24 protein-coding genes are annotated in these 22,687 nt (G+C 52.5%); 12 read left to right on the top strand and 12 right to left on the bottom strand.

The features are described from left to right. Positions 1-3: 3 nt before the first annotated feature. The 4 genes from BSEL_RS03460 (at position 4) to BSEL_RS03445 (ending at position 4,249) form a co-directional block, all read left to right on the top strand. Entirely contained in the window at positions 4-1,602 is a 1,599-nt protein-coding gene (locus BSEL_RS03460; protein ID WP_013171618.1) for a diguanylate cyclase domain-containing protein, read from the top strand. Between the two features lie 74 nt (positions 1,603-1,676). Continuing rightward, positions 1,677-2,363 (top strand): response regulator transcription factor, encoded by a 687-nt coding sequence (locus BSEL_RS03455; protein WP_013171617.1) that lies wholly within the window; start codon positions 1,677-1,679, stop codon positions 2,361-2,363. Beyond that, the gene (locus BSEL_RS03450) at positions 2,360-3,733 is read left to right on the top strand and encodes a sensor histidine kinase (protein ID WP_013171616.1); all 1,374 of its coding nucleotides are present in this window, start codon (positions 2,360-2,362) and stop codon (positions 3,731-3,733) included. The genes BSEL_RS03455 and BSEL_RS03450 overlap by 4 nt, the downstream gene beginning before the upstream one ends. A gap of 72 nt (positions 3,734-3,805) precedes the next feature. Continuing rightward, complete coding sequence (locus BSEL_RS03445) at positions 3,806-4,249, top strand: hypothetical protein (RefSeq protein ID WP_013171615.1); 444 nt, start codon at positions 3,806-3,808, stop codon at positions 4,247-4,249. 72 nt (positions 4,250-4,321) lie between these two features. Here the strand turns inward: BSEL_RS03445 and BSEL_RS17425 are convergent, their stop codons facing one another. Together BSEL_RS17425 and BSEL_RS17420 are read right to left on the bottom strand one after the other, a co-directional pair. Continuing rightward, the gene (locus BSEL_RS17425) at positions 4,322-4,732 is read right to left on the bottom strand and encodes a hypothetical protein (RefSeq protein WP_155522691.1); all 411 of its coding nucleotides are present in this window, start codon (positions 4,730-4,732) and stop codon (positions 4,322-4,324) included. After that, positions 4,678-4,887, bottom strand: coding sequence for a zinc ribbon domain-containing protein (locus BSEL_RS17420; protein ID WP_083769498.1), 210 nt, complete (start codon positions 4,885-4,887; stop codon positions 4,678-4,680). Before BSEL_RS17420 ends, BSEL_RS17425 begins: the two co-directional genes overlap by 55 nt. A gap of 152 nt (positions 4,888-5,039) precedes the next feature. On the opposite strand from BSEL_RS17420, the gene BSEL_RS03435 reads away from it, so the two are divergent. Further along, a complete protein-coding gene (locus BSEL_RS03435) occupies positions 5,040-6,482 on the top strand; it encodes an MBL fold metallo-hydrolase (RefSeq protein ID WP_013171613.1) in 1,443 nt (480 codons plus the stop codon). Between the two features lie 76 nt (positions 6,483-6,558). Here the strand turns inward: BSEL_RS03435 and BSEL_RS03430 are convergent, their stop codons facing one another. The 5 genes from BSEL_RS03430 to BSEL_RS03410 all read right to left on the bottom strand — a co-directional run bounded on the left by BSEL_RS03430 (position 6,559) and on the right by BSEL_RS03410 (position 11,014). Further along, positions 6,559-8,007 carry a hypothetical protein gene (locus BSEL_RS03430; protein ID WP_013171612.1) on the bottom strand — a complete coding sequence of 483 codons (1,449 nt, stop codon included), beginning with the start codon at positions 8,005-8,007 and terminating at the stop codon, positions 6,559-6,561. Then, positions 8,000-8,557: an RNA polymerase sigma factor gene (locus BSEL_RS03425; RefSeq protein WP_013171611.1), complete on the bottom strand. Its 558-nt coding sequence runs from the start codon at positions 8,555-8,557 to the stop codon at positions 8,000-8,002. The genes BSEL_RS03430 and BSEL_RS03425 overlap by 8 nt, the downstream gene beginning before the upstream one ends. Positions 8,558-8,715: 158 nt before the next feature. Continuing rightward, on the bottom strand, positions 8,716-9,426 hold the full coding sequence (gene ric / locus BSEL_RS03420; RefSeq protein ID WP_013171610.1) for an iron-sulfur cluster repair di-iron protein: 711 nt from the start codon (positions 9,424-9,426) through the stop codon (positions 8,716-8,718). 92 nt (positions 9,427-9,518) lie between these two features. After that, complete coding sequence (locus tag BSEL_RS03415) at positions 9,519-10,760, bottom strand: DUF438 domain-containing protein (RefSeq protein ID WP_013171609.1); 1,242 nt, start codon at positions 10,758-10,760, stop codon at positions 9,519-9,521. Continuing rightward, complete coding sequence (locus BSEL_RS03410) at positions 10,757-11,014, bottom strand: DUF1858 domain-containing protein (protein ID WP_013171608.1); 258 nt, start codon at positions 11,012-11,014, stop codon at positions 10,757-10,759. The genes BSEL_RS03415 and BSEL_RS03410 overlap by 4 nt, the downstream gene beginning before the upstream one ends. A gap of 270 nt (positions 11,015-11,284) precedes the next feature. Between BSEL_RS03410 and BSEL_RS03405 the strand changes: the two genes are divergently transcribed. After that, entirely contained in the window at positions 11,285-12,508 is a 1,224-nt protein-coding gene (locus BSEL_RS03405) for an iron-containing alcohol dehydrogenase (protein WP_013171607.1), read from the top strand. A 59-nt stretch (positions 12,509-12,567) separates the two neighbouring features. On the opposite strand, the gene BSEL_RS03400 is transcribed toward BSEL_RS03405, so the two are convergent. The 5 genes from BSEL_RS03400 to BSEL_RS03380 all read right to left on the bottom strand — a co-directional run bounded on the left by BSEL_RS03400 (position 12,568) and on the right by BSEL_RS03380 (position 16,778). Further along, positions 12,568-13,797: a PQQ-dependent sugar dehydrogenase gene (locus BSEL_RS03400; RefSeq protein ID WP_013171606.1), complete on the bottom strand. Its 1,230-nt coding sequence runs from the start codon at positions 13,795-13,797 to the stop codon at positions 12,568-12,570. 57 nt (positions 13,798-13,854) lie between these two features. Further along, positions 13,855-14,385, bottom strand: a complete 531-nt coding sequence (locus BSEL_RS03395) for a transcription repressor NadR (protein WP_013171605.1) — start codon at positions 14,383-14,385, stop codon at positions 13,855-13,857. A gap of 150 nt (positions 14,386-14,535) precedes the next feature. Then, entirely contained in the window at positions 14,536-15,048 is a 513-nt protein-coding gene (locus BSEL_RS03390) for a shikimate kinase (protein ID WP_013171604.1), read from the bottom strand. Between the two features lie 62 nt (positions 15,049-15,110). Next, positions 15,111-15,551, bottom strand: coding sequence for a type II 3-dehydroquinate dehydratase (aroQ, locus tag BSEL_RS03385; RefSeq protein ID WP_013171603.1), 441 nt, complete (start codon positions 15,549-15,551; stop codon positions 15,111-15,113). A 69-nt stretch (positions 15,552-15,620) separates the two neighbouring features. Beyond that, complete coding sequence (locus tag BSEL_RS03380) at positions 15,621-16,778, bottom strand: glycosyltransferase (RefSeq protein ID WP_013171602.1); 1,158 nt, start codon at positions 16,776-16,778, stop codon at positions 15,621-15,623. 137 nt (positions 16,779-16,915) lie between these two features. Between BSEL_RS03380 and BSEL_RS03375 the strand changes: the two genes are divergently transcribed. The 6 genes from BSEL_RS03375 (at position 16,916) to BSEL_RS03350 (ending at position 22,684) form a co-directional block, all read left to right on the top strand. Further along, entirely contained in the window at positions 16,916-17,896 is a 981-nt protein-coding gene (locus BSEL_RS03375) for an FAD:protein FMN transferase (protein WP_013171601.1), read from the top strand. Positions 17,897-18,348: 452 nt separating this feature from the next. Further along, positions 18,349-19,026 carry a sulfate reduction electron transfer complex DsrMKJOP subunit DsrO gene (dsrO, locus tag BSEL_RS03370; protein ID WP_013171600.1) on the top strand — a complete coding sequence of 226 codons (678 nt, stop codon included), beginning with the start codon at positions 18,349-18,351 and terminating at the stop codon, positions 19,024-19,026. 13 nt (positions 19,027-19,039) lie between these two features. Further along, a complete protein-coding gene (nrfD, locus tag BSEL_RS03365) occupies positions 19,040-20,248 on the top strand; it encodes an NrfD/PsrC family molybdoenzyme membrane anchor subunit (protein ID WP_013171599.1) in 1,209 nt (402 codons plus the stop codon). Between the two features lie 272 nt (positions 20,249-20,520). After that, the gene (locus tag BSEL_RS03360) at positions 20,521-21,864 is read left to right on the top strand and encodes a methyl-accepting chemotaxis protein (RefSeq protein ID WP_013171598.1); all 1,344 of its coding nucleotides are present in this window, start codon (positions 20,521-20,523) and stop codon (positions 21,862-21,864) included. Continuing rightward, on the top strand, positions 21,864-22,286 hold the full coding sequence (locus BSEL_RS03355) for an ATP-binding protein (RefSeq protein ID WP_013171597.1): 423 nt from the start codon (positions 21,864-21,866) through the stop codon (positions 22,284-22,286). The genes BSEL_RS03360 and BSEL_RS03355 overlap by 1 nt, the downstream gene beginning before the upstream one ends. 5 nt (positions 22,287-22,291) lie before the next feature. Beyond that, complete coding sequence (locus BSEL_RS03350) at positions 22,292-22,684, top strand: STAS domain-containing protein (RefSeq protein WP_013171596.1); 393 nt, start codon at positions 22,292-22,294, stop codon at positions 22,682-22,684. Positions 22,685-22,687 lie beyond the last annotated feature (3 nt).

Raw genomic sequence — 22,687 nt, 5'->3', positions numbered from 1 at the left:
GCCGTGGGTGAGATCCTGATCTATTCCGCCATCTATCTGATCCCGACGTTTCTGATGCTCTATTTCACCATCGATATCCTGACAAGGAACCGCTCGCGACGGGAGCATCAGCTCCTCGCCGTATTCTTCACCTGCTATGCCGTGATGTTCTTCTCGGAGTTTATCCGGCATCTCTTGCCGATCCGTTATAGTGAAACCGTCGTGATGTACGCCTTCGGAAACGCCGGGCTGATTATCCCCGCCATCTTCCTGCACTTTATGATGGAATTCTCCGGACTGAAGCGGAAATTCCCCCGCTTTTTGTACCCGTGGGTTCTTTATCTGTCCCTCATTCCCGTCATATTGACCTTCATTACAGGCGAGAATCTGACCAACAGCTCGGCGTTTCAGGCTATCGGGATGTTTTATTACCCGGAACTTGACGGACAGTACTACCTGACACTCACCGGCGCCAATTTCTTCGCCCTTGGCATCACAGCCATCGCATGGTCTATGTATAAAAAAGAATCTCATTCAGTAAAGAAAAAACTCCTCGGCTTCCTGGTCATCACGCTCCTTCTCGGTTTTCTTTGGACCACCATTTTCGGTTATTTTGACTTCCGGGGGGTAATGATTCCCTATCCGTACATCATTTCAAGCCTGATCTGGGCCATCGCCATCAGCTATGCCATGCGAAAACTCGACTTCCTTGAATCATCCTATAAACGGTTCGAAACCTTTTTCAACGTCAATCCGTCCGCAATTGTCCTCGTGAATCCCGACGGGGACATTACACAGGCGAATCCGGCGGCGGAACGGCTGTTTCAGTCCGGTGATCTGCAGGGCGCAAGCTTCAGACCATTCATCGCTCAATCTGCCGCTTCAGACTGGGACGAAGAAACAGCAAGACTCACAACCCTTCAAAGCGGCTTTCGCGACTTTGAATCCAAAATTCAGAACAGCCTCGGCGAGGAGCGGTTTGTCCTGATTGACAGCGGGGACGTCACCGTCGACAGCCAGCCGATGCAGATGCTTATCCTGCAGGACATCCACCGCCGCAAAGAAGCAGACCGCAAGGCCGCGTTCCTCGCCTATCACGACGCCCTGACCGGACTTCCAAACCGCCGCTACTTTTATAATGAAGCCCAAAAGCGCCTTAAAGCCGGCCTGCCCTTCACCCTCGTCATCATTGATCTTGATTCATTTAAAGAAATCAATGATACGTTCGGGCATCAGACGGGTGATGCGTTCCTTATTCATATGGCAAAGCTGTTAAAGACGGCCTTCGACACGACTGAAGGCGGCTTTTCATCCCGGATCGGGGGCGATGAATTCTATGCCATCCTCCCTGACACCGATGAACGGCAAACAGCGATTTTCCTCACAGCTCTCTTGCAGCAGTTCGCGACGAATCCGTACCTTGCAGGTGAGATCCCCCTCGAGATCAGAGCGAGTATGGGAACAAGCCGTTATCCGTCAGATACGGACAGTCTTGATGAACTCGTTCGTTTTGCGGATCGGGCCATGTACCATGTCAAAAATTCCGGCAAAAACAGCCACGCAGCATACAGCACGTTAAGCCGGTATCATAAGAAACAGCCTCCGCGTGCCGACTCACCATGAGGACTGTTCATTTTCCGTTCACACAATGGTGTTACAATGCGGAAATAGCCTGCCTGATAAATGGAGTGAATGCTATGCATGTTCTGATTATTGAAGATGACGCCAACATCGCAGAACTGGTGTCATTGTATATGGAGAAAGAAGGGTGGCGCGTAACCATCGCGTCCGACGGGGAAGAAGGCCTCAGCTGTTATTATGACAGCGAACCGGATCTTCTCATCGTGGATATTATGCTTCCTGAAGTGAACGGTCTCGACATATGTCGGGACGTCCGCCAGGACGACCGCCTCGTGCCGATCCTGATCCTGACAGGGAAAGGCGAGACCGATGACATCGTCCGCGGACTCGACGCCGGTGCCGATGATTATCTCGTGAAGCCCTTTGAACCGAAGGAGCTTCTCGCGAGGGTCAAGTCCCTCTTACGGAGAAGCTTCCCGTATGCCGGCAGCACGACTTTTTTCACCGCCGGCAATACATCCCTCAGTCCCGAGCAGCACGAATGGCGGATCAACGGCGAGCTGATTGCCGCAGCGCCCCGGGAAATCCGTGTTCTCAGTCTCCTTGTCCATTGCAAAGGTCAAACCCTCAGCCGCGAACAGATCCTCGATCCCGTTTGGGGCAAAGACTTCGACGGGGATCCGCGGACGGTGGACGTCCACATGAAGCGCATCCGCGAAAAGCTTCGCACATTTGAATCCGACTGGTCCCTCGTCACCGTCAGAGGCGTCGGATACCGCATTGAAACTGGGAGGTCTTCATGAGGCTGACTTCTATTTTCAGCAAACTGTTTCTCACCTTCACAGCGGTGATTGTCGTAAGCTTCCTCCTGTTCGGTGTCGTGTATCTCTATCTGTTTCACGTCCAGCTGTATGCCGATTATGAAGCCTCGTTCGCAGAAAAGCGGGACACCCTCACCGCTCAGTTTGAGCTCGCAGAGAATTTCGGCTGGACGCAGGGAGAGACGGAGGCTGTGATCGGCAGCCTTCTCGAGAGTGATTCGTACACGGTGCATCTATACGGGGATGGGGATGTGCGGTTCAGTAACGGCGAGACCGACGCGGCGGTGCACCTTCTTGATGGGGTCGATTCTGCCATTTCCGCAGAGGGCAACTGGGACGGAGCCGGTCTCGACTATGTGATGGCCGGGCCCGTGAATCACGAGTCGGTCAATCAGATGACGATGACCTTTACCGGCCTTGAAGAAGACTACCTCCAGGCCGTCTTCATGATCGTCACTTCTTTCATTACCGTTCTCACCGTGGCCGCGGCTGTCCTATGGTTTATGACAAAGCGCATGACCGATCCCCTGAGGGCCATGAACGACGTGGCGAGACAGATGAGCACCGGCGACTTTTCCAAACAGGTGGATATCAGAACCCGGGACGAGATCGGGGAACTTGGCGAGACGCTGAACCGCATGGCGTCTGAGCTTGCGACGATCGAAAGCACACGCAAAACGATCCTGGCGAATATCTCTCACGACCTGCGCTCGCCGCTCACTTCCGTAAAGGGCTTCCTGATCGCCCTTGAAGACGGGACGATTCCCGTGGAGAAGCGGTTCTCTTATTATGAACGGATCCGTTCAGAAACCGACCGGGTCATTACCCTCGTCAATGACATTCTCGAACTGACGAGAATTGAGTCAGGGGGGATTACCCTCGACAGAGAGACTTACGACCTGACCGATCAGCTGAACGAACAGATCCGCTCCTTTGAGAAGCCGATGGCGGATAAAGGGATACAGCTCCACTTCGAGCCGGCAGCCCGGGACGGACTTTCTGTTTATGCCGATTACAACCGACTGAACCGGGTCTGGCAAAACCTTCTTGAGAACGCTCTCCGCTATACGCCGGAAGGACAGTCGGTGACAGTTTCTGCCGTACATAGCGTGCACCTCGTCACGGTGCACGTTACAAACAGCGGCACAGTCATTCCGGAAGAGACGCTCCCGCTCATTTGGGAACGCTTCTATAAAGCCGATGATTCACGGTCAGGAAAAGGCGGCTCAGGCATCGGACTCTCCATCGTCAAATCGATCACCGGGCTTCACGGCGGCACCGTCGATGTCGACAGTAATGAGGAAAGCGGCACGACGTTTTCGGTCACTCTTCCCTCAGCTTTTGAAACCTGATCCCTCTGTTCATCTTCTGTTCATATTCAACTGATAACATGAATGGGGCGAATCGAACAGGAGGTAGGCTTTATGTATGAATTGTATTATTTTCTTCATCTGACGGGAATCGCCGTCTGGATCGGGTCCTTTCTCGCCTTTGCCGCACTGATCCGCCATATGGCGAAGAGTGAGACAATCGGGGACACCCACAGTGCACTGCTTCTTCGCATGAAGCGGTTTGTCAACGCCGGGGTCATGCCGGCAGCCGTCCTTGTCCTGATCACCGGGGTCCTCATGATCCTGCGTTTTGATCACAGCGCGCTGCCACTGTATATGCGGCTTATGGAACAAATCGGCGGTGTGGCCCTGATCCTCACGGTATTGGTCATCAGCCTTTACAGCCGCAAGATCACAGGCAATCTCGTCGCTGATACGAAAGGCACCCGAATTGCACGGGTATATGCGATGATGCTGACGATTTCCGCGATGCTCGGCATTCTCGTTCTCCTCATCACGGCGCTGCGCCTCGCGTAAAACCGCTGCGGCACCAAAAAAAGCCAAGTCACGCCTCCATAAGAGGCGAGCTTGGCTTTTTCCATGATGCTGTTATGATCCACGGACGCCCTTCTGAACAAGACGAACCACTGTGATATACAGAAGAGCCCCTGTCACATAGGCAAGGATATCAAAAGGATCCTGCGTACTGCCTGTGACAAACTGCGGTGCGGCAAGTTCCCAGAAGAGGCCTGCCATCACCGCGATCAGAACGATTTTCTCCGGGTCCGTCACAAGGGCCCGCTGAATCCGAAACAGTGAGGCAAGGGCATTGATCAGTGCAGGCAGCCAGATCCCGGCCAGGATATCATTGACATAGCCATGGACAAACCAGTGAGCGGTCATCGGCTTCACCCACAGCTGATTACCTGAATAAAAGACGAGCACCAGGAAGAGAAGAAAGCCGTTCAGAGCCAGGAAACGAGCAGGATCGCAATCACCACTGCCCCGACCACGCCCCAAAAACCGATCCCGGACTCCCGCTCCGGTTCGTGGTGCGGTTCCTGAATAATCGGCGGCGCCTGCCGGGTTTCCATAAAAGGATAGCCGCAGTTCGGACAGCTCTTTGCTCTTGTAGACACGGAATGCCCGCATTCCGGACACGGTGTTAACGCCATTTGTTTCACTCCAATCGCCATCATTTGATACCTGATTGTACCATTTTACATCCCCTTCCACAAACAGGATCTCCGGTGGTTTACACCTGCGGGTATATGGGAAAACGAACAGTACTTGCCAAGAAACCCGAATCTGAAAGGAGCATGTCCCGATGTTTTTGAAATATTTCTATGATGATGCACTCGCACAGGCCTCCTATATGGTGGCGTGTCAAAAAACCGGTGAAGCGGCGGTGATCGACCCTTCACGCAACCTGAAGCCGTATTTTGACACGGCGGAACAGGAAGAACTGACGATCACAAAAGTGTTTGAAACGCATATTCACGCCGATTTCGTCTCCGGCGCGAAAGAAATGGCCGAACGGGCGATGGCCACGATTTACTATTCGGAAGAAAACGGCGGGGACGAGTTCGGCACCTATCAGTGGCCCGCTCATCTCGAAACCGTCGGCATAAAGGATGGGGATGAGATCCATATGGGCAACGTCACCCTGAAAGGACTTCACACGCCCGGACACACGCCGGAGCATATGAGCTTTATCCTGACGGACGGAGCCGCATCCGACGAACCGATCGGCATTTTCACCGGCGACTTTCTCTTCGTCGGGGACGTCGGACGTCCGGATCTTCTGGAGAAATCCGTTGGTGTCCAGGATTCCGCGAAAAAAGGTGCGAAGCAGATGTTTCAGTCCCTGCAGCGCCTGAACGATTTCGATCCTTCCCTGCAAATTTGGCCCGGCCACGGTGCCGGAAGCGCCTGCGGGAAATCACTCGGTTCCATTCCGACGACGACTCTCGGCTATGAGTTCAAGACGAACCCGGCGTTAAAACCGGACAATGAAGCCGACTTCGCGGATTTCCTGCTCGCCGATCAGCCGACTCCGCCTGCCTATTTCGGTATCATGAAACAGGTCAACAAAACCGGCGCAGGCCTGCTCGCGGAACAGACAACACCCTTTCGCTACGGTGCCAATACGAAGAAGGTGAAGCATCTCCTCGGGCAGGACGTCACGATGATCGACACGCGTTCGAGAGAATCCTTCGCCGCATCCCATATCCCCGGGACCCTGAATGTGCCCTATGATTCACAGTTCGCCAACTGGATGGGGTCCCTCGTCTCCTATGACAGGGATGTGTACTTCATCGCAGAAGATCATCACTTCGACGGCATCCGTGAAGCGATGAATGCCATCGGGCTTGACCGGACGTCCGGCTACTTCTCCCCGCTCGTCATCGAGCAGTACGAAATGGAAGAAGGCACCGGCGATTATCCGATCATCCCGCCTGAAACCGCTCAGGAGATGCATCAGTCCGGCGAGCTGACCATTCTCGATATCCGGGAGCGCTATGAATATGAGGCAGAACATGTCGAAGGCGCACGTCACCTCGTCATCAATGACATTCCGGGTACAGACCCGGATCAGCTGCCGAACGGTCCTGTTGCCGTGTACTGCGGCTCCGGCCAGCGTTCGGCGATTGCCGCTGGTCTTCTGAAGGAAAAGGGCGTCGACGTCCGCAACATCAAAGGCGGCTTTATGCGCTGGAAACAGGAACAGCGCCCCACTGAACAGCATGCAAAAACAGCCGGTCACTGATCCTCACAAATCAAAACGATGAAGCAGGCAGCCTGTCACCGGTGACGGGCTGCCTGGTTGTCGTTACCGCAGATGCTTAGCCTTGAATGAGCCGGGTGCCGTCTGGCCATTCCAGGTATTCAAGAAACGTGCCACTCATTCTGTGCCAGAAGAAAAACAGACTCTCCGTGTCATCGGAGACCGTTTCAAGGACATAATACTGCCCCTCATGCGTCACGATATAGGCATAGCCTTCCTGTTGCCCGTTGGCATCCATATACTGCATGCTCTCCACCAGCCACGACTCTTCCTGAGCGTCATCACTCACGTCCCGGCCATCACGCTCTGCCCGTGTGCGTAAATCATTCACGGCTTCTTCTTCCGTAATCCCGTCCGGCAAGGCTGTGAACACCATCAAGCCGTCACGCTCCGGATCTTCCACGACGACGTCGTCGGCATCCGCTGTCACGGTCATTTCTTCAGGAAGATACGTTGAAAACCCGTGCGCCTCACTGACAAACAACTCCTTCGGTGACTGCCCGATCCCGGCATCGATCTGCTCGCGGATTTCGACCTGTTCCGCACGGCCGGTCCGTTCGTCCGTTGTGACCTCATCCGGGTAGACCAGGGCCGGCAGATTCTCGGACCAGGTCGCATAGATCAGTTTTCCGAGCGCCCACCAGTGAGGCGTTTGTGCATCTATTTCGGTATGGACACTGAGGTACTGCCCATTCACAGCCATCACCTGATACTCACCGTATCCGCTTGCTTCATCGTAATACACTTCACCCTGAACCAGATCGCCGATCCGCTCATCTGACAGATCTCCTTTTGCTTTCAGATCAGGCAAGCCTTCTTCCGTCTGCAAAGCCCGGTGCTCAGGCTCGAGCTCATCGACGACTGATTCGTATACTGAGAAAATCGTATCCGGATCAGCGGCGTGAGGGTGCAGCTTCACCGATATCTTCCCCTCATCGCCACTCAGTGTCACGCCGTATTCGGCTTCTTCATCCCCGGACTCCACCCGTTCCCATTCCTCCGGATAATGGAGGTAGACGGGCAGGGCGTCGATCGAAGCCCGCTCAAGGGTCACATGCTCTTCCGTACCGTTATGGGAAAGACGTGCCTCTTCCGTCTCATTCAGCCGTTCAGGATCCTCTTCTGCACGCTCCTCATCACTCAGGACAGTGAAAACGGGTTTTTCGATGGACAGCGTCTGGCCGTCAGGGATCTCTTCGCCTTCTTCCGTATCAGGGTCCTGGTCTTCCTCCTCGTAATCATTCACACTGCCGGGTTCACTTCCGCCGTCAAACCCGCTCGGAAAACCGTCGTTACTGACCAGAATCAGTCCGCCGATTCCCGCTGCGAGGAGTGTCCCGGCCGCGCCCGTCCAAAGATGACGCCGTCCCGTTTTTTTCGGCCCTTTCCTTCTTGCCTCTCTTGACCCCTCGTGCATCGCCTGAAGCATCCGTTCTCTGTCTGCCTTCCTCAGTTTCCCGTCAGGCTTCAGGGTTTGTGTCAGCCTGTCTGTTTCCCGTCTATTCATGAGCCGTTACCTCCCCTTCGAGACGTTTTGCCAGTTCATTCCGCGCCCTTCTTTGCAGGGCTTTCACGGAAAAAGATGTCCGTTTCATGATCGACGCCGTCTCCTTTACCGAGAACTCCTCGATGAATCTCAAGTAAAGCACGTCATGATAATCAGCCGGAAGTTCTTTGAGTTCATCATGAATCGCCGCCACCTGACTGTTTGCCACAGCCGTCCGTTCCGCGGAACCCGATTCCCCGCTCTTCGCCTCAAGGACGTCCGTCTCTGCAGGCTGTTCTTTCTCCCGCTTTGCCTTTCCCCGGTAATAATCGATCACCCGGTTTCTTGCAATGGTATACATCCACGTCTTAAACACTGCATCGCCGGTAAAATCATGGAGATGTTTCATCACCTTAAAGAGAATATCCTGTAAGAGCTCCTGTGCATCGTGGTAATCATTCACCTGAGAAAGCACATAGCTGAACAGCTGATCCACGTACCGGCTGTGAAGGGTTTCCACTGCCTGATCATCGCCCTCAAGAATCGCCTGAATCAATGCGTCATCTGTCATCGTTCCCCACCTCTCTGTTCAACGTTCCTTCCGTCTCATGTTCTACCCTTACAGACGCAAAGATCCGCCACGGGGTGTCGCACTTCAGATCATTTTTTCAAAAAAAAACACTGAAAATCAAAAGAAAAACCGACGCAGGAATCTGCGCCGGTACAGGGTTATACGGTTGTCGGTTCCACCACTCTCGGGAAGAGAATGTTGTTCTCCAGGTGAATATGCTGAAAGGTGTCGGATTCAATCGCCTCAAGGCGGTTGAACGTCCGTCTGAACGTCATGCACGCCGATTCAGGGGTCACGTAATCATTGGCCGTCTCCCTGATCTGGCGGAGGAGATCGCCGGTTTTACTGTGTTCATCTTCAAAGCCCTGGAGTTGATCGATGACGGCCTGATACGCTTCTTCCGTCTTCGTTTCTTCATAGTGAATGATCGCCGGGAAGAGCGCTTCTTCTTCCTGATGCACGTGCTCAAGCATATCCGCCTTTAATTCTTCAAAAAGGCGGTTCACTTCGATCAGGAAAGGCTGATCCGGACCGTGTACCTTGTCAATCTTGTTAACGTAAAAGGTCAGTTCCTGAAACTCTTCACGCAGGAAATCATGATGATGGAAGACGATATGATCGATGAGTTTCGCTGTGCGGATGTCTTCCCAGGCAAAGGTCGTCGCGGCTTTTCGCTGCTTGGCCTGTTCGGCGAGTGCTTCGAGTTTCTCTGTCAGCTCATCGACGTCGACGTTCTTTTCCCCGGCTGCTTCGTCAAGCGGACGGTTTCCGTTGCAACAGAAATCGATCCGGTTGTGTTTGAATAAGTCGTCCGCTCCGGGAATCTGAATCACAAGATCTTTGACAAGGCTGTTTGGCTGAATAGTCATGGGTACGTCCTCCTCAGGATGGTTGTTTTTTTGACGTTCGGATATTGGTGTACCTTCGTTAAACCGCGTGCAGGTTCTTGGACGTGACGCATCTATTCACTCATCAGGCGCTTTTCTCCTTCGATCTTCTGGATCGGCGCGATATCCTGCTTCATTTCAAGCGTGCCGCGGTAGGCGCAGTCCTCATCTCGGACTGCGAAATAGCGAATGTGAATATAGCGCCCGCGAAACGGAATCCAGAAGTCTTCCGTATCTTTCGCACCCGACTTGAAGGCGTCGAGCAAGTCTTCAACAAGGTGGGCACTCTTAGGCGGATGACAGTTCTGAACCGAGCGGCCGATGACCGTTTTCGTCCGGGCAAAAATCGGATCCTTGCCGTGTGAATAATACCGGACGATGTCGTGCTCGTCGATGTAGGTAATGTCGAGTGGCAGGTGGTTCATCATCAGCTCAAGCTGTTCGATATTCAAAATCCCGGTTTCAAGCTGAATCGTGCCGTCTTTCAGGAAATCTTCCCCCGAACCGAGATCCGCCCGTTCCGGCTTCCAGGCTTTTGGTTCTTCAATGAACATATAGCCGATGACATTGCCTTCCCGCTCGATCTTCAGCCACTCGTCTTCGGTCAGATGCTGCATCGCCATCGGAAAAAGGATGTTTTCTTCTTTAAAAATCATTTCCGTAATCTCATCAATGATGAAACTCACCTTTTCTGAAATCACATCCACCGGCGGGATCGCCTCCTCCATCAAAAGCGCCCTCGTTTCTTTGATGGCTTCACGGATCGTATCCTGAACCCCCCACATGACCGTCGTCGGACCGTAGATGCCGTACTTCTCCATATACGGGAAAACGAGGTTTTCCTTGCGGCTGTAGTGCACGTCCACCTGCAAGAGCTCCGTCAGGTCGGCCAAAAGCCGGCTGCGGTTCTCTTCGTTCGGTTCGCTTACGAAGCGGTCTTTATGCAGGCTCAGGCTGAAACCCGTACGGTGCTCCAGTTCTCTGTTTTCAAGCATGAAGGTATGCACCGGATGACCGGGTTCGAATGACTCGCCGTCTGCGCCGTGAATCTGATCAATCGATCCTTTAAAAACTTCCGTATGCACAGAGCAGAGCCGCTGCACCTCTTTGACCGGAATGTTTTCTTCTTCCATCAGCGCATGCTCCATCTGCGAAATCTCCGCCACACTGATGCTTCCGACGGTGTCTTCAAACTCCTGCTTCACGTCCTCAACAGATGCCCCGTCATGGAGCTTTTTGATGATCTGCTTCAGCTTTTCCTGTTTGTCCGTCCGTTCCGCCGTCATGACTTCACGGTTATTCAATACTTCGCTCATCGCTGTTCGCCCCCTGTTTTTGGCGTCTCCACCACGTCATACCCCATCTCTTCAAGCTGCCTGATGACGTCACCGAGATCTCTCCCTTTCGCCCGGCAACCCTTCGGAATCGTCATGATCCGGCCCATCGACTGCAGCATGCCTGGTTTTGTAATCTGTTCAAACCCGATGACATGCATCGTATCCTTAAAGTCCTCATGTTCCTCACACAATTCCAAGACCGTTTTGGCTAAATCAACGGTTCCTCTTCCCATGGTCCTTCACTCCCTCGGATCGTCACTGCTTTTATGTTTCGTTCTGATTCTCAGTTTATCAGCTCTTTTCTCAATTAGATGTGATGTACATCACGATGAGCCAACCGTCACCGGATTGTCACATTCCCATAGTGAAATGTTTCAAAAGGGGGTAAAGCTTTATCGCACGAAACGCGACTTAGCGGATCCTTTTTTAATTTGTGAAGTAAATCATTCCCAAACGGTCCCCTCATGCTATACTGAAAGAAATCAGACCAATGAGGTGATGTCATGTTTTATGAAGCTGCCTGCAGAGGGGTGCAATATTCACTGAAAACCGTCGCGCCGATTATGCCCTGGAAAGAGCCCGAACTGCTGATGGGGGAACACGCCCTCGACCAGCTGCCAAGAAGGATTGCGAAAGAAGGGATCAACAAGGTCCTGATCGTCACAGACCGCGGTATCATCGACACCGGTATGACGGATACACTCAAAGCCTCTCTCGCCCTGCACAACATTGAATTCGCCATCTATGCGGACACCGTCCCGAATCCGACAGTGAACAATGTGGAGGAAGCACGCACGCTTTATGAAGCAGCCGGCTGTGAAGGGATTGTCGCCATCGGCGGTGGCTCTCCCATCGACTGCGCGAAGGCCGTCGGCGCCAGGATCGCAAGACCGCGTACATCACTCGCCGCCATGAAAGGGCTTCTCCGGGTATTAAAAAAGACGCCGTTTATCGCCGTGATCCCGACGACGGCGGGAACCGGAAGCGAAGCGACGATTGCGTCGGTCATCTCAGATCCTGCAACCCATGAGAAATACGCGCTGATGGATCACGTCCTGCTTCCTGACGTCGCAGTCCTCGATCCGCTGCTCACCGTCGGATTGCCCGGACACATCACCGCCATGACCGGCATGGATGCGTTGACCCATGCCATTGAAGCCCACCTGAACCGGGGTGTGCCGGATACAGTCCGGGCGATGTCCCTTGAAGCCATTGACCTGATCCTGACGTACTTGCCGATCGCTTATCAGGACGGAGAAAATGTGTTTGCACGTAAACAGATGCAATACGCCGCCTATTTGGCCGGCAGTGCGTTTACGAGGGGGTACGTCGGCTATGTACATGCACTCGCCCATCCGTTAAGCGGCTTTTATCAGCTGCCGCACGGACTGGCAAACGCCATCATTCTTCCCCATGTTCTCCGCTATTACGGCGAACCTGCCTGGAGTCGGATGGCGGAGATCAGTGACTTCGCCGGCCTCAGCAAGGACCATACCACAGATGAAGAAAAAGCGGCTGCCCTGATTGACGCCATTGTCCATTTGAACCGAGCGCTGCATATTCCTGATCACACGACGGTGATTCAGGATGCGCATATCGCCGAGATGGCCAAACGCGCGGAAAAAGAAGCCAATCCCCTCTATCCTGTCCCTGTGATCCTTCGGCAGGAAGCGCTGAAAGAGCTCTATGAGATCATCAGACAGCCCGGGAGCGTCCCGGCTCCATAGAAAAGGGCCCACTGTCCGGACATGGACAATGGGCCCTGCTTATATCGTCTGAGCTTTGACTACTGCTCACCGTTCCAGGTGAGTCGGAGAATCCGGTCATCGTTCGGTGCAGGATTGCCCCTGCCGTCGGTATTGTTCGTCAGGACATAAATGCTGTCACCATCGACGTACACATCTCTCAGACGGCCTTCCCCGTCAAAGATCTCCCGCATCTCATGCGCGGCTTCATCGTAGAGATAAAGCGCACTCCCTCTCAAGCCGGTTACGAGGAGATAATCGTCATACACGGCCGTGCCTGACGGGGCCCATGTGGTATCGGTGCCACTGTGGATCGCCGGATCTTCCATGCCTTCGGCGGATTCATCCCCTTCAATCTCGGGCCACCCGTAATTATTGCCGGGTTCGATCAGGTTGATCTCGTCCTGGGCGGTGGGCCCGTGTTCTGAGGCATACATCGTGCCGTTCGAGAGCCAGGAAAGGCCCTGCGGGTTCCGGTGTCCCGTCGAATACACATAGGAATCCCCAAACGGATTATCATCAGGAACTTCCCCGTCCTGTGTCATTCTGAGAATCTTCCCGGCAAGATTGTTCTCATCCTGACTGAGTGAAGGGACATTGGCATCACCGGTCGTGACATAGAGGTGATCGTCCGGACCAACGGCCAGCCGGCCGCCGTTATGGATCCGGTCACCCGAAATACCGTCGAGGAGGATGTCCGTCTCCACCCATGCACCGTTTTGCCGTTCAACGGTGACGACCCTGTTCTCAAGGGCAGACGGTCCCTGATACGTGTAATAGGCAAACCCTTCACCGCTTGACGCAAAATCCTCCGAGAGAAGAAAGCCGAGGAGACCCCCTTCCCCTTCATGGGCCACAGGGTCTGATGTCTCGAGTTCAAAACGGCTGACGTCCCCGTCCGTCACCTCAAGGACATGACCGTCCCGGTCCGTCAGGTAGTACACGCTGTCCGCTTTCTGTAAAGACCATGGGACGTCGAGGGATTCGGCGACGGTCTCCACGGTCCAGTCTCCTGTTGTCATCTCAGCGATGGGGATCATGCCGTTGGCCTCTTCCCCTGAAACTTCGTTCTCTCCGTTATTCCCTCCATGCTCATTGACCGCTTCATCCTCCGTGTCAACCCCGACGTTGTCATTCACTTCTGATTCGCCGTTCGCTTCATTCTCCACATCAATGGTCGGTTCATCGGGTTCATTTCCACCGTTATCGGCACATGCGGCGATGATCGGAACCGCAGTCACTGCTGCGAGAAACCTGTAAAGTCTGTTCAAATGCCGTCACCCTCTCAAGATCGGATTTTACGGTCCTTTACCCGGCGAGTCCCGTCCTCAATCAGGTTTCACGAGAATACCCGCTTCGTCAAGGGCTTTCACCGCTGCGTCGAAATCATCCTCACAAGGTGCTTCGAGGGTATGCAAATGAATGCCTCCGGTCAGCTCCATCAGATAGGTCGCCTGTTCCTGTTCCATCCGGTTGACAAAGCACGCCGCATCTTTCCTGGATTTGACCATAATATGGCCCGTCAGCTCACCGTATACCGGATGTTCGATCATGACATCCTTCACCGTGATGCCGTGATCCACGAGAATGTTCAGCTCCTTCTGTGATTCCTCAGGGCTGTGCCTGCAGACGATAATCCGTTTGTACTGCCGGTCATTCGGTGCACCCCGCCACACATAGCCGTGACTCGTAGCCAGTACAGGGTGCCCCCCGGCTTTTAACAGCGCCATGTCCTGGGTGAGAAGCTCACGGCTGATCTTGAACGTCTCTGCAAGATGACTGCCTGTGATCGGTTCTTCACGCTGCTTCTGAAGAATCCGGATCAGTTCATTTCTGCGTTCTCTCGCTGTCAATTTCATCGGATCGTCCCCCTTTATTGATTCATGACTGTCGGTGAAGGATGCGTTTACATTCATTATAGTATGGAGTGTTCAGTCTGTCACGAAGATCGAAAAAAGCCTCTGTGTCATAGTACAGAGGCTCTTGCCTGATTCAGCTGCCCGAACGGATCAGCGAAAATCGCGCAGAATTACTTCCGCTACTTCCTCCGGACTCAAATCATCGGTTTTCGTATGGATGTGATGGTCCTGATAGAGCGACCGCCTTTCATAAAAAAAGGATTCGATCTCCTCCATTGACTTCCCTTGCAGTAGCGGACGGCTGTCGACCAGATCACCAAGACGCTCTTTCCAACGCTCAAACGTCATGTCCAAATAAACGACGGTTGCCTTTTGAAGACAGAGGTCCCGGATCGATTCTTGCTTAAATGCACCGCCGCCAAGGGACAGAACCCCTTCTTTCTCTTCCACAAGGGACGTTATGACCTCCCGTTCCTTCTTCCGAAAGGCCGGTTCCCCATAGGTACGGAAAATCTCCGGAATCGGCATTCCCCCGAATGCTTCGACGATCGCGTCATCCGTATCGGTAAAAGGACGTCCTGTTTTTCTTGCGAGTACCTCGCCGACCGTGGTCTTGCCGACTCCCATGAAGCCAATCAGAACAATGGTTGATGATTTTTGCATACTGACATTCCTCCTGTTAACGGTGGTTTCCCTGCAGAAATCGCGGGAAAGGCAGACGGGACTTACTCACTGACGAGCCTGTGAACGGCCCTGAGTCCAAGGAGATAGCTGTCGACCCCGAGACCGGCGATTTGCCCTGACGCGAGTTCAGCAATCACGGAATGATGCCGAAACGGCTCCCGTGCATGAATGTTCGACATATGGACCTCGAGAATCGGCGCATCCAGAATAGCCAGCGCGTCACGGATTGCATAGCTGTAGTGAGTCCATGCCCCGGCATTGATCAGGACACCATCCGCCCCCGACTCATGCGCGGCATGGATCCGCTCCACCATCTCGCCTTCATGATTCGTCTGAAAGATCTCAACGCTGAGGTCGAGTTCATCAGCCAGACCGCGAAGACGGCTGTTGATGTCTTCGAGCGTGGCGGTCCCGTACACCGACGGGTCACGCTTGCCAAACATATTTAAATTCACTCCGTGCAAGACGACAATGTTCTTCATTCGCTCTGCCTCCCTGATTGTTTCTCCCCATTATAGCGGATCTTGTCCCGTTCTGCGACCACTGCCGGATCAGAGGTTCCGCTGCTTTTTCAGCTCCTTCAGGGAATAGAACGTTCCCCGCCATTCAATGCCGCCACGGATGACGGTCTTGAGTACGGCACGGATCAGCGTATATATAAAGATGAGGGCACTCAGTGGAAAGACGGTGAAGGTCTTCAGTGCCTTCTTCCACGGGGCAAACGATGTCTTCACATAGATAATGAGCATCAGGACAACGGCTGCAAGGTACACCCACCGCGCGCTTCCTTCATGAAACAGAACGCCGATAAACGGCAGGACCTGTGACACGAAGACTCCTGAGAGGGCAAAGAGGACCATCAGCCAGGAATAGTGCAGACCGGCGAACGTGTTTTTCTCAAGCCCCTTGACTGCTTCTTTTAACGAAGGATACCATTCCACAGAAAGACCGCCGGTTCCGTCAATGGCGCGCTGACGCATCCCCGCCGCCTTGACCCTCACCCCGAGCATCAGATCATCATCCGGACGGAGCCGGATCGCCCGGTGGGTCCCAATGGCTTCATAGGCTTCTCGGTCAATCAGATTAAAAGCACCGATCCCAAGGGCGATCTTACTCCTGTCATCGTTCGCTTTCCAGGGACGTTTATAATAAGAGAACCCGAACAGGAAAAAATGCACGAAGGCCTGTGTCCAAAACGTCTTTACCGTCATTTCCGGCGTCATCGTCACATGCCGGGCTCCAGTCGTTTTTTTGCAGGCCATGGCCCCTTCGATTGTATGCGGTCGAAACATCACATCCGCATCCGTAAACAAAAGAGCCGAACCTGTCGCTTCTTCATATCCGCAATGCATGGCATGGTTCTTTCCGAGCCACCCTTCCGGGAGGTCCCTCACGTGCACCACCCTGATGCGGCTGTCCTGTCTTGCAAGCTCATCCATCTTCTCTCCTGTCGCATCCGTTGAACGGTCATTGACGAGGATCCACTCGACACCCGGCCAGGTCGAAGTCAGCTGACTCTTGACACTCTCGTAAATGGCGTCTTCTTCATTTCTCGCAGCCACAATCACGGACACACGCCCAGACCTGTCAGCCGGGGAAAGAACCGTCTCCCGGAATGAGTCAAGCTTTGGGAACCGGCGAAAACCGATCCATGTATCGATCAGAACCAGGCCCCACAAAATGACCGTGATCCATGCCAGATAAACCATCCTCATCACTCCTCAATACTTTTTACAAATTTCTCATTTTTGTGGCGGTTTCATGGAATCTGTATGTTCCTGCACGAATATGATTTATACTCGTTGTACAGACTTTTGTAACTACTTACTATGTAAACGAGAGATTAATGATGAAAAAAGCAGGCCTTGGGCTCGTTGCCCTTTTCACCATAGCCGGATGCAGTGCCGATGCCGGTGAATCGTACGATGATTATGAACGCCATTCAACGCACCTCTTTGACTATTTTGATACCGTTGTGCAGGTAATCGGCTACGCCGAATCCAGTGACGAGTTCTATGAATACGTCGATCACGTCGAAGAGCGGTACCGCTATTTCCACAAGCTGTTTGACTATTTCAGGGAATATGACGGTTTCACCAACGTCTCCACCATCAATGCCAATGCCGGGATTGAACCCGTCGAAGTCGATGAAGACCTGTTTAACATCATTGCCTTCTCGAAGGAGTGGCATGATAAAACCGAGGGCGGCATGAACATCGCCGTCGGCAATCTCGTGAATCTCTGGACGGACGTCATGGAAGAAGCCCGGGAGAACCCGGATACCGTTACCCTTCCCGAATCAGAGGAACTTGAAGCAGCGATTACCCACACCGACATCGGTGCCATTGAGCTCGATGAAGAAGCTTCCACGATGTATCTCTCTGATCCGGACATGAGTCTCGATCTCGGCGCGATTGCCAAGGGCTTCGCCGCAGACATCGTCGGAGAAGAACTGAAGGAGATGGGCATGGTCTCAGGGGCCATCCTCTCAGGCGGCAACTGGAAAGTCATCGGTCCTCCCCTTGAAGAAGACCGTGATTTCTGGATCGTCGGGGTCCAGGATCCGGATCAGCCTTATGCAGCTTCTGACAATGCCGTTCTTGAACGGATCCGGATTTCCGAACAGTCCATTGATTCAAGCGGTGATTATGAACGGTACGTGATGATCGATGACCTCCGTGTCCATCACATCATTGATACAGAGACCGGCATGCCGGCAACGTATCACAGAGGGGTAACCGTCGTAAAGCACCTGGCGGGCCAAGATCGTCCAGATCAGCGACGTCCTCGTCGCCTTTATTGTGGACTCCTTTCAACGCCTGGATGAGGTGGAGGCCTACGTCAATGAAGTGGACGCCAAGTCCCTCTTCACGTATCGGGCCGCTCTCTCAAAATCGGAAATCGCACTGTTTATCAGTTTTGTTGCATTAATATACACGATAACGTTGTTGGAATCGACGCCGATTTCATAATCCAGACACCCGCCGGGCGCCTTTTACCCAGGTGGGTATATTATTGTCCACACCACCTCCACACATACAATAAACCTTGTTTTGATAGGGTTTAATCTGTTTACACACCCAAAATGTGAATATTATTCAAACACTTCACAAACTTCACATATTCACCATACAATCTCCCCTTTCATTCCAAATTCTCGTGATATACCCGCCGTATCAATCGATATTTATTCATTTATTCTGTATGTAAACTGAATGAATCAGCATGTACGGGACCTATGTACCAGTCAACACGAATAGTCAAGGGGAGGTTTTTCAAATGAGTCAAGAAGTAAGCAGACGGTCATTTCTAAAGAGATCTGCCACACTCGTTTCAGGCGTCACACTGTTATCGTCCGGTGCATTCGCCGTAGGTCAGATGGCCAGCGCATCCGGTGAACAAACATCCGGAGTACGCTATGGGATGGTCATTGACAATATAAAATGCATCGCCTGCGGTCAGTGCCAGGCAGGCTGTAAAGAACGCCACGGATTACCGGAAGATGAGGATTACATCAAGCTGTTTAAAGACTTCCAGACCGGCAGTGAGCCGAATGTGAAGTTTGAGAACTTTACCGCGCAGTGCAACCACTGTCACAATGCGCCATGTGAGCGGATCTGTCCGACACAGGCCACTTATTTGAATGAAGACGGGATCATGGTCATGGACCATGACAAGTGCATCGGCTGTAAAGGCTGTGTCGCTGCCTGTCCATATAATGCGCGGATCTGGAGCGAAGCGAAACAGACACCGGAAAAATGTAATTTCTGCGACGGATTTGTCCAGGCCGGTGAACAGCCTGCCTGTGTGGAAGCCTGTCCGGTGGATGCGAGACACTTTGGCGATCTGAACGATCCGGAAAGCGAAGTATCGAAAATGGTCGCAGAACGCCGCTTGAACACACTCCGCGCCGATCTCGGCACGCATCCGAAAATCTACTACGTGAGACAACAGTAAAGGAGGGATCACCATGGGAGAAATGATCAATAAAAACTCAACCACCAGCCAGAACCCGGCATTCCGTATTGCCCTCACCGCCATTACCGGCGTACTCATCGCCCTCTTTGCATATGGGGCTGTCGTCACTCTTCTGCAGGGGCATGACGCCTGGGGAACAACCGATGAGTTTTCCTGGGGGATTCTGATTTCCGCCTATGTCTTTTTCGCCGTCGGCTGTACCGGAATCTGTATGCTGTCGACACTCGGTCACCGTGACTGGATCTTAAAGCTCGTCTTCGGTGATACGAAGTTTACCAATACGGCAGAATTTGAAAGCATGGGCATCAAGCCGATCGTCCTTGCGATCTCATTTATGCTGACTGCCTTTTCCGTTTTGTTCTTTGAACTGAAATACCCAATGAACCTCGCAGTCTATGCAGTGCTGTCACCGAACTTTCAGTCCGCCTTTATCTGGATGGGGTTCCTCTACGGGATTTATCTCCTGTTTTTGATTCTCGAAGTGGTCTTTTATCTGCGTAAGCGGCCATCTGCACTTAAGATCACATCGTTTCTCGCAATTACGACCGGGATCGTCGCGTCAAGTAACCTCGGTGCCGTATTCGGTACGATGCCGGGCCGCGCCTACTGGACAGCGCCTTATTTACCGATTCTGTTTATCTTTACAGCCTTACTGACCGGTGCGGCGGCCCTGATGGTGCTCTATTATTTCCACAGTCAGAAAAGCCGTGAAGAGATCGTTCCTTATATGAGTAAACTGCTTGTTCTGTTCATCATCGTCGTCGGGATCATGACCGTTTGGAATCTCGTCAGCGGATTTATCGGACAGTATCCGGAACGCTATGAGGCCACGATGAACCTGCTCTTCGGCGATCTCGCCATCAGCTTCTGGGTCTTTGAGCTTGGTGTCGGCCTTCTTCTTCCGCTCGCCATCGTCCTGCTTTTCCCGCGCTCACCGAATCTCTTACTCGGCGCGGCATTCATGGCCCTTCTCGGCATGATGTTTGCTAGACACAATCTCGTAACGGCAGGACAAACGGTCCTTCTTCAGCCGGATGCATCCACTCCGGTGTATATCATGAGCTATATGCCGACCTTTTTGGAACTGAGCATGGTCATCGGCGGTGTCGGACTCGTAACCGCGTTTTACTTCATCATTACAAGAAGCGTCGCCCGTTTTGAAAAAACGGAGGATGCTGACCAAGAGAAAAAAGCAAGTTAATCACCGATGTGTATCCCCCTATATACACATAACAGGCGACTCTTCAGCTGAAGAGTCGCCTGTTTTTTCATATGCATGGTCTGCCAGTCAACCCCTGCATGCTTTCCCGAATGAAAAATAAATACATTTGCCACAAATCAATCTGTGCCATGTGACCCCCTTATGCTACAATAAACTTAGCAATTATTTACACACTTTTTCATTTTTGATTTTCACTCAAGATCAGCATGACACCCACCCTATTAAATCGAATGCAAGGAGTTGTTTTATTTATGTCAGACGTTCATCCTCAATCCTCTCGTATGAAATGGTCTCTTCGGAGAAAAATGGCAGCCCTGATTATCGCAGCCACCGTGTTTACCCTCATTATGGGCGCACCCATTGCCTATGTGCAGTTCCTGATTTTCAGTTCAGGCATCCCCGATCTTGTCGGTGATCAGGCTGCAACCCTGCTAAACACCTATTTCCAAACCATTGTGAACCTGGTTATCATGATCTCGGTCGTCCTCTTCGGGATTCGCCGTTTCATCGTCAGACCGATGACCGAGATGACAAATCAGCTCGAAGCCATGAAAGAAAACGGCCGTATTTCCCTGACGAAAGACATCAAAATCGAATCAAAAGACGAAATAGGCTTACTCGCCCGATATTTAAATGACTTTATTCACTCATTACGGAACATTGTCGGTGAAGTACAGAATCAGTCTCAGGAAGTGACCAAACAGTCCGACGAACTCGAAGAGATCTCAGGCGGTGCCAAAGAAGCGGCGGCTAACGTCACACAAGCCATCGACGACATCGTCCAGGCGAACCAGGAGCAGTCCGAAAAGGGGCGGCATGTCCGGGAGATGATGGAAGAAACGCTGGCTGACATTGCAGAAGGCAACGATCAGGTCGCCCTTACGCTCGATGCTGCCTCACGTTCCACTTCGTCTTCCAAAGAGGGCAATGAAGCGATTAACGAAGCCATTCAGCATCTCGGTTCCCTGACGGAGACCGTGGAATTTGCCACAGATGCGATCCAAAACCTGAACAGACGCTCAAACGAGATCGGCGACATCGTCCATATCATTTCCGACATCTCCGAACAGACGAATCTCCTTGCATTGAATGCGGCCATAGAAGCGGCAAGAGCAGGTGAACACGGTAAAGGTTTCGCCGTGGTAGCCGACGAAGTGCGAAAACTTGCCGAGCAGTCTCACACCTCATCAGGCAAAATCTTCTCGCTCATTCAGGATATTCAGTCCGAGACGGAGATCACGGTAAGATCGATGGAGACGAATCTTGAAACCGTCGAAAAACAGGTCACAATCATCCGTAAAGGCGGGGATTCCCTGAAAGAGATCGTTGCCTCGACGGAGGAAACGGAGAACGCCGTCACGCTCCTGAAGCAAACGTTAAACAGCATCAAAGACAACTCCCGGAACGTCAACGATGCCATGACCCAAATCAGTGAACTCCTGCAGCATAACGCCGCCGCGTCAGAAGAAGTCAGCGCCGCCGCACAGGAACAGGCGGATTTTGTGGATCAGACATCAGACGGCATTACACGACTGAACGAACGCTTTAAATCCGTCGGTAAAGCAGCCGATCAATTTGAAGTGAAGGTGATGTGATGCTTCATTCGTTCGAAGCAAACGCAGACCCTGTCAGGATTCATGAACTGATTACCCAGGCCTCTTCCGCCCTGACAGACATGCAGATTCCAGACGACGGCACCCTGACCCTCGTCATTCATGAAGCTGTGATAAACGCGTACGAAGCCTGCCTCGATCAGGGTATCACAGATAAACCCATCAGAGTTACCATCGAAATGGCCGGAAGCGACCTGCTCATCACCGTTTCGGACCCCGCCGGAAACCTCGATCCCGGTACCCTTGATGAGGCTTCACAGCGCCTCGATGAAGCCAACCTCAATCTCCATGAATCCGGACGTGGACTCTTTTTCATCCAGTCGCTGATGGATGACGTTTACGTTCAGCCAATTGAGGACGCCAGTATATTCAAACAAAAATTAATCATGAGAAAGGTGATCTGACCGTTATGACCACGCCATTTCAAACCTCCAAAGGAAATCCCGAGCCGCCTTCTTTTCACCATGACATCGAACGGCAAACGGATGTGATCGTTCTCAAAGGCAGCGTCGTCTATCAGTACATCAACGAATTGAAAACGAACCTTCTCCAAGAAGAGTTCCAGAAGTCCTGCATCTGTTTTGATTTATCCGATGTCAAATTTCTCGACAGCTCCGGCTTCGGTATGCTGCTCAGTATCAAAAAAGCCCTGCCTGATAAAGAGATCGGTTTTGTTACCGCAAGCCCCTTTATCAAACGGCTCTTTACCATCGCCAAGTTCGATCAGATTTTCCCTGTATTTGACACGCGCGACAGCTGCATTACGGCCATCTGCAAGTCTCAGACTTCTAATGGGAATTGATGG

This window comes from [Bacillus] selenitireducens MLS10 (assembly GCF_000093085.1).
GTDB classification, from domain to species: Bacteria; Bacillota; Bacilli; order Bacillales; family Salisediminibacteriaceae; genus Salisediminibacterium; species Salisediminibacterium selenitireducens.
Note: the sequence above shows the minus strand (reverse complement) of the source record. Positions and strands in the feature narration are given on the sequence as shown.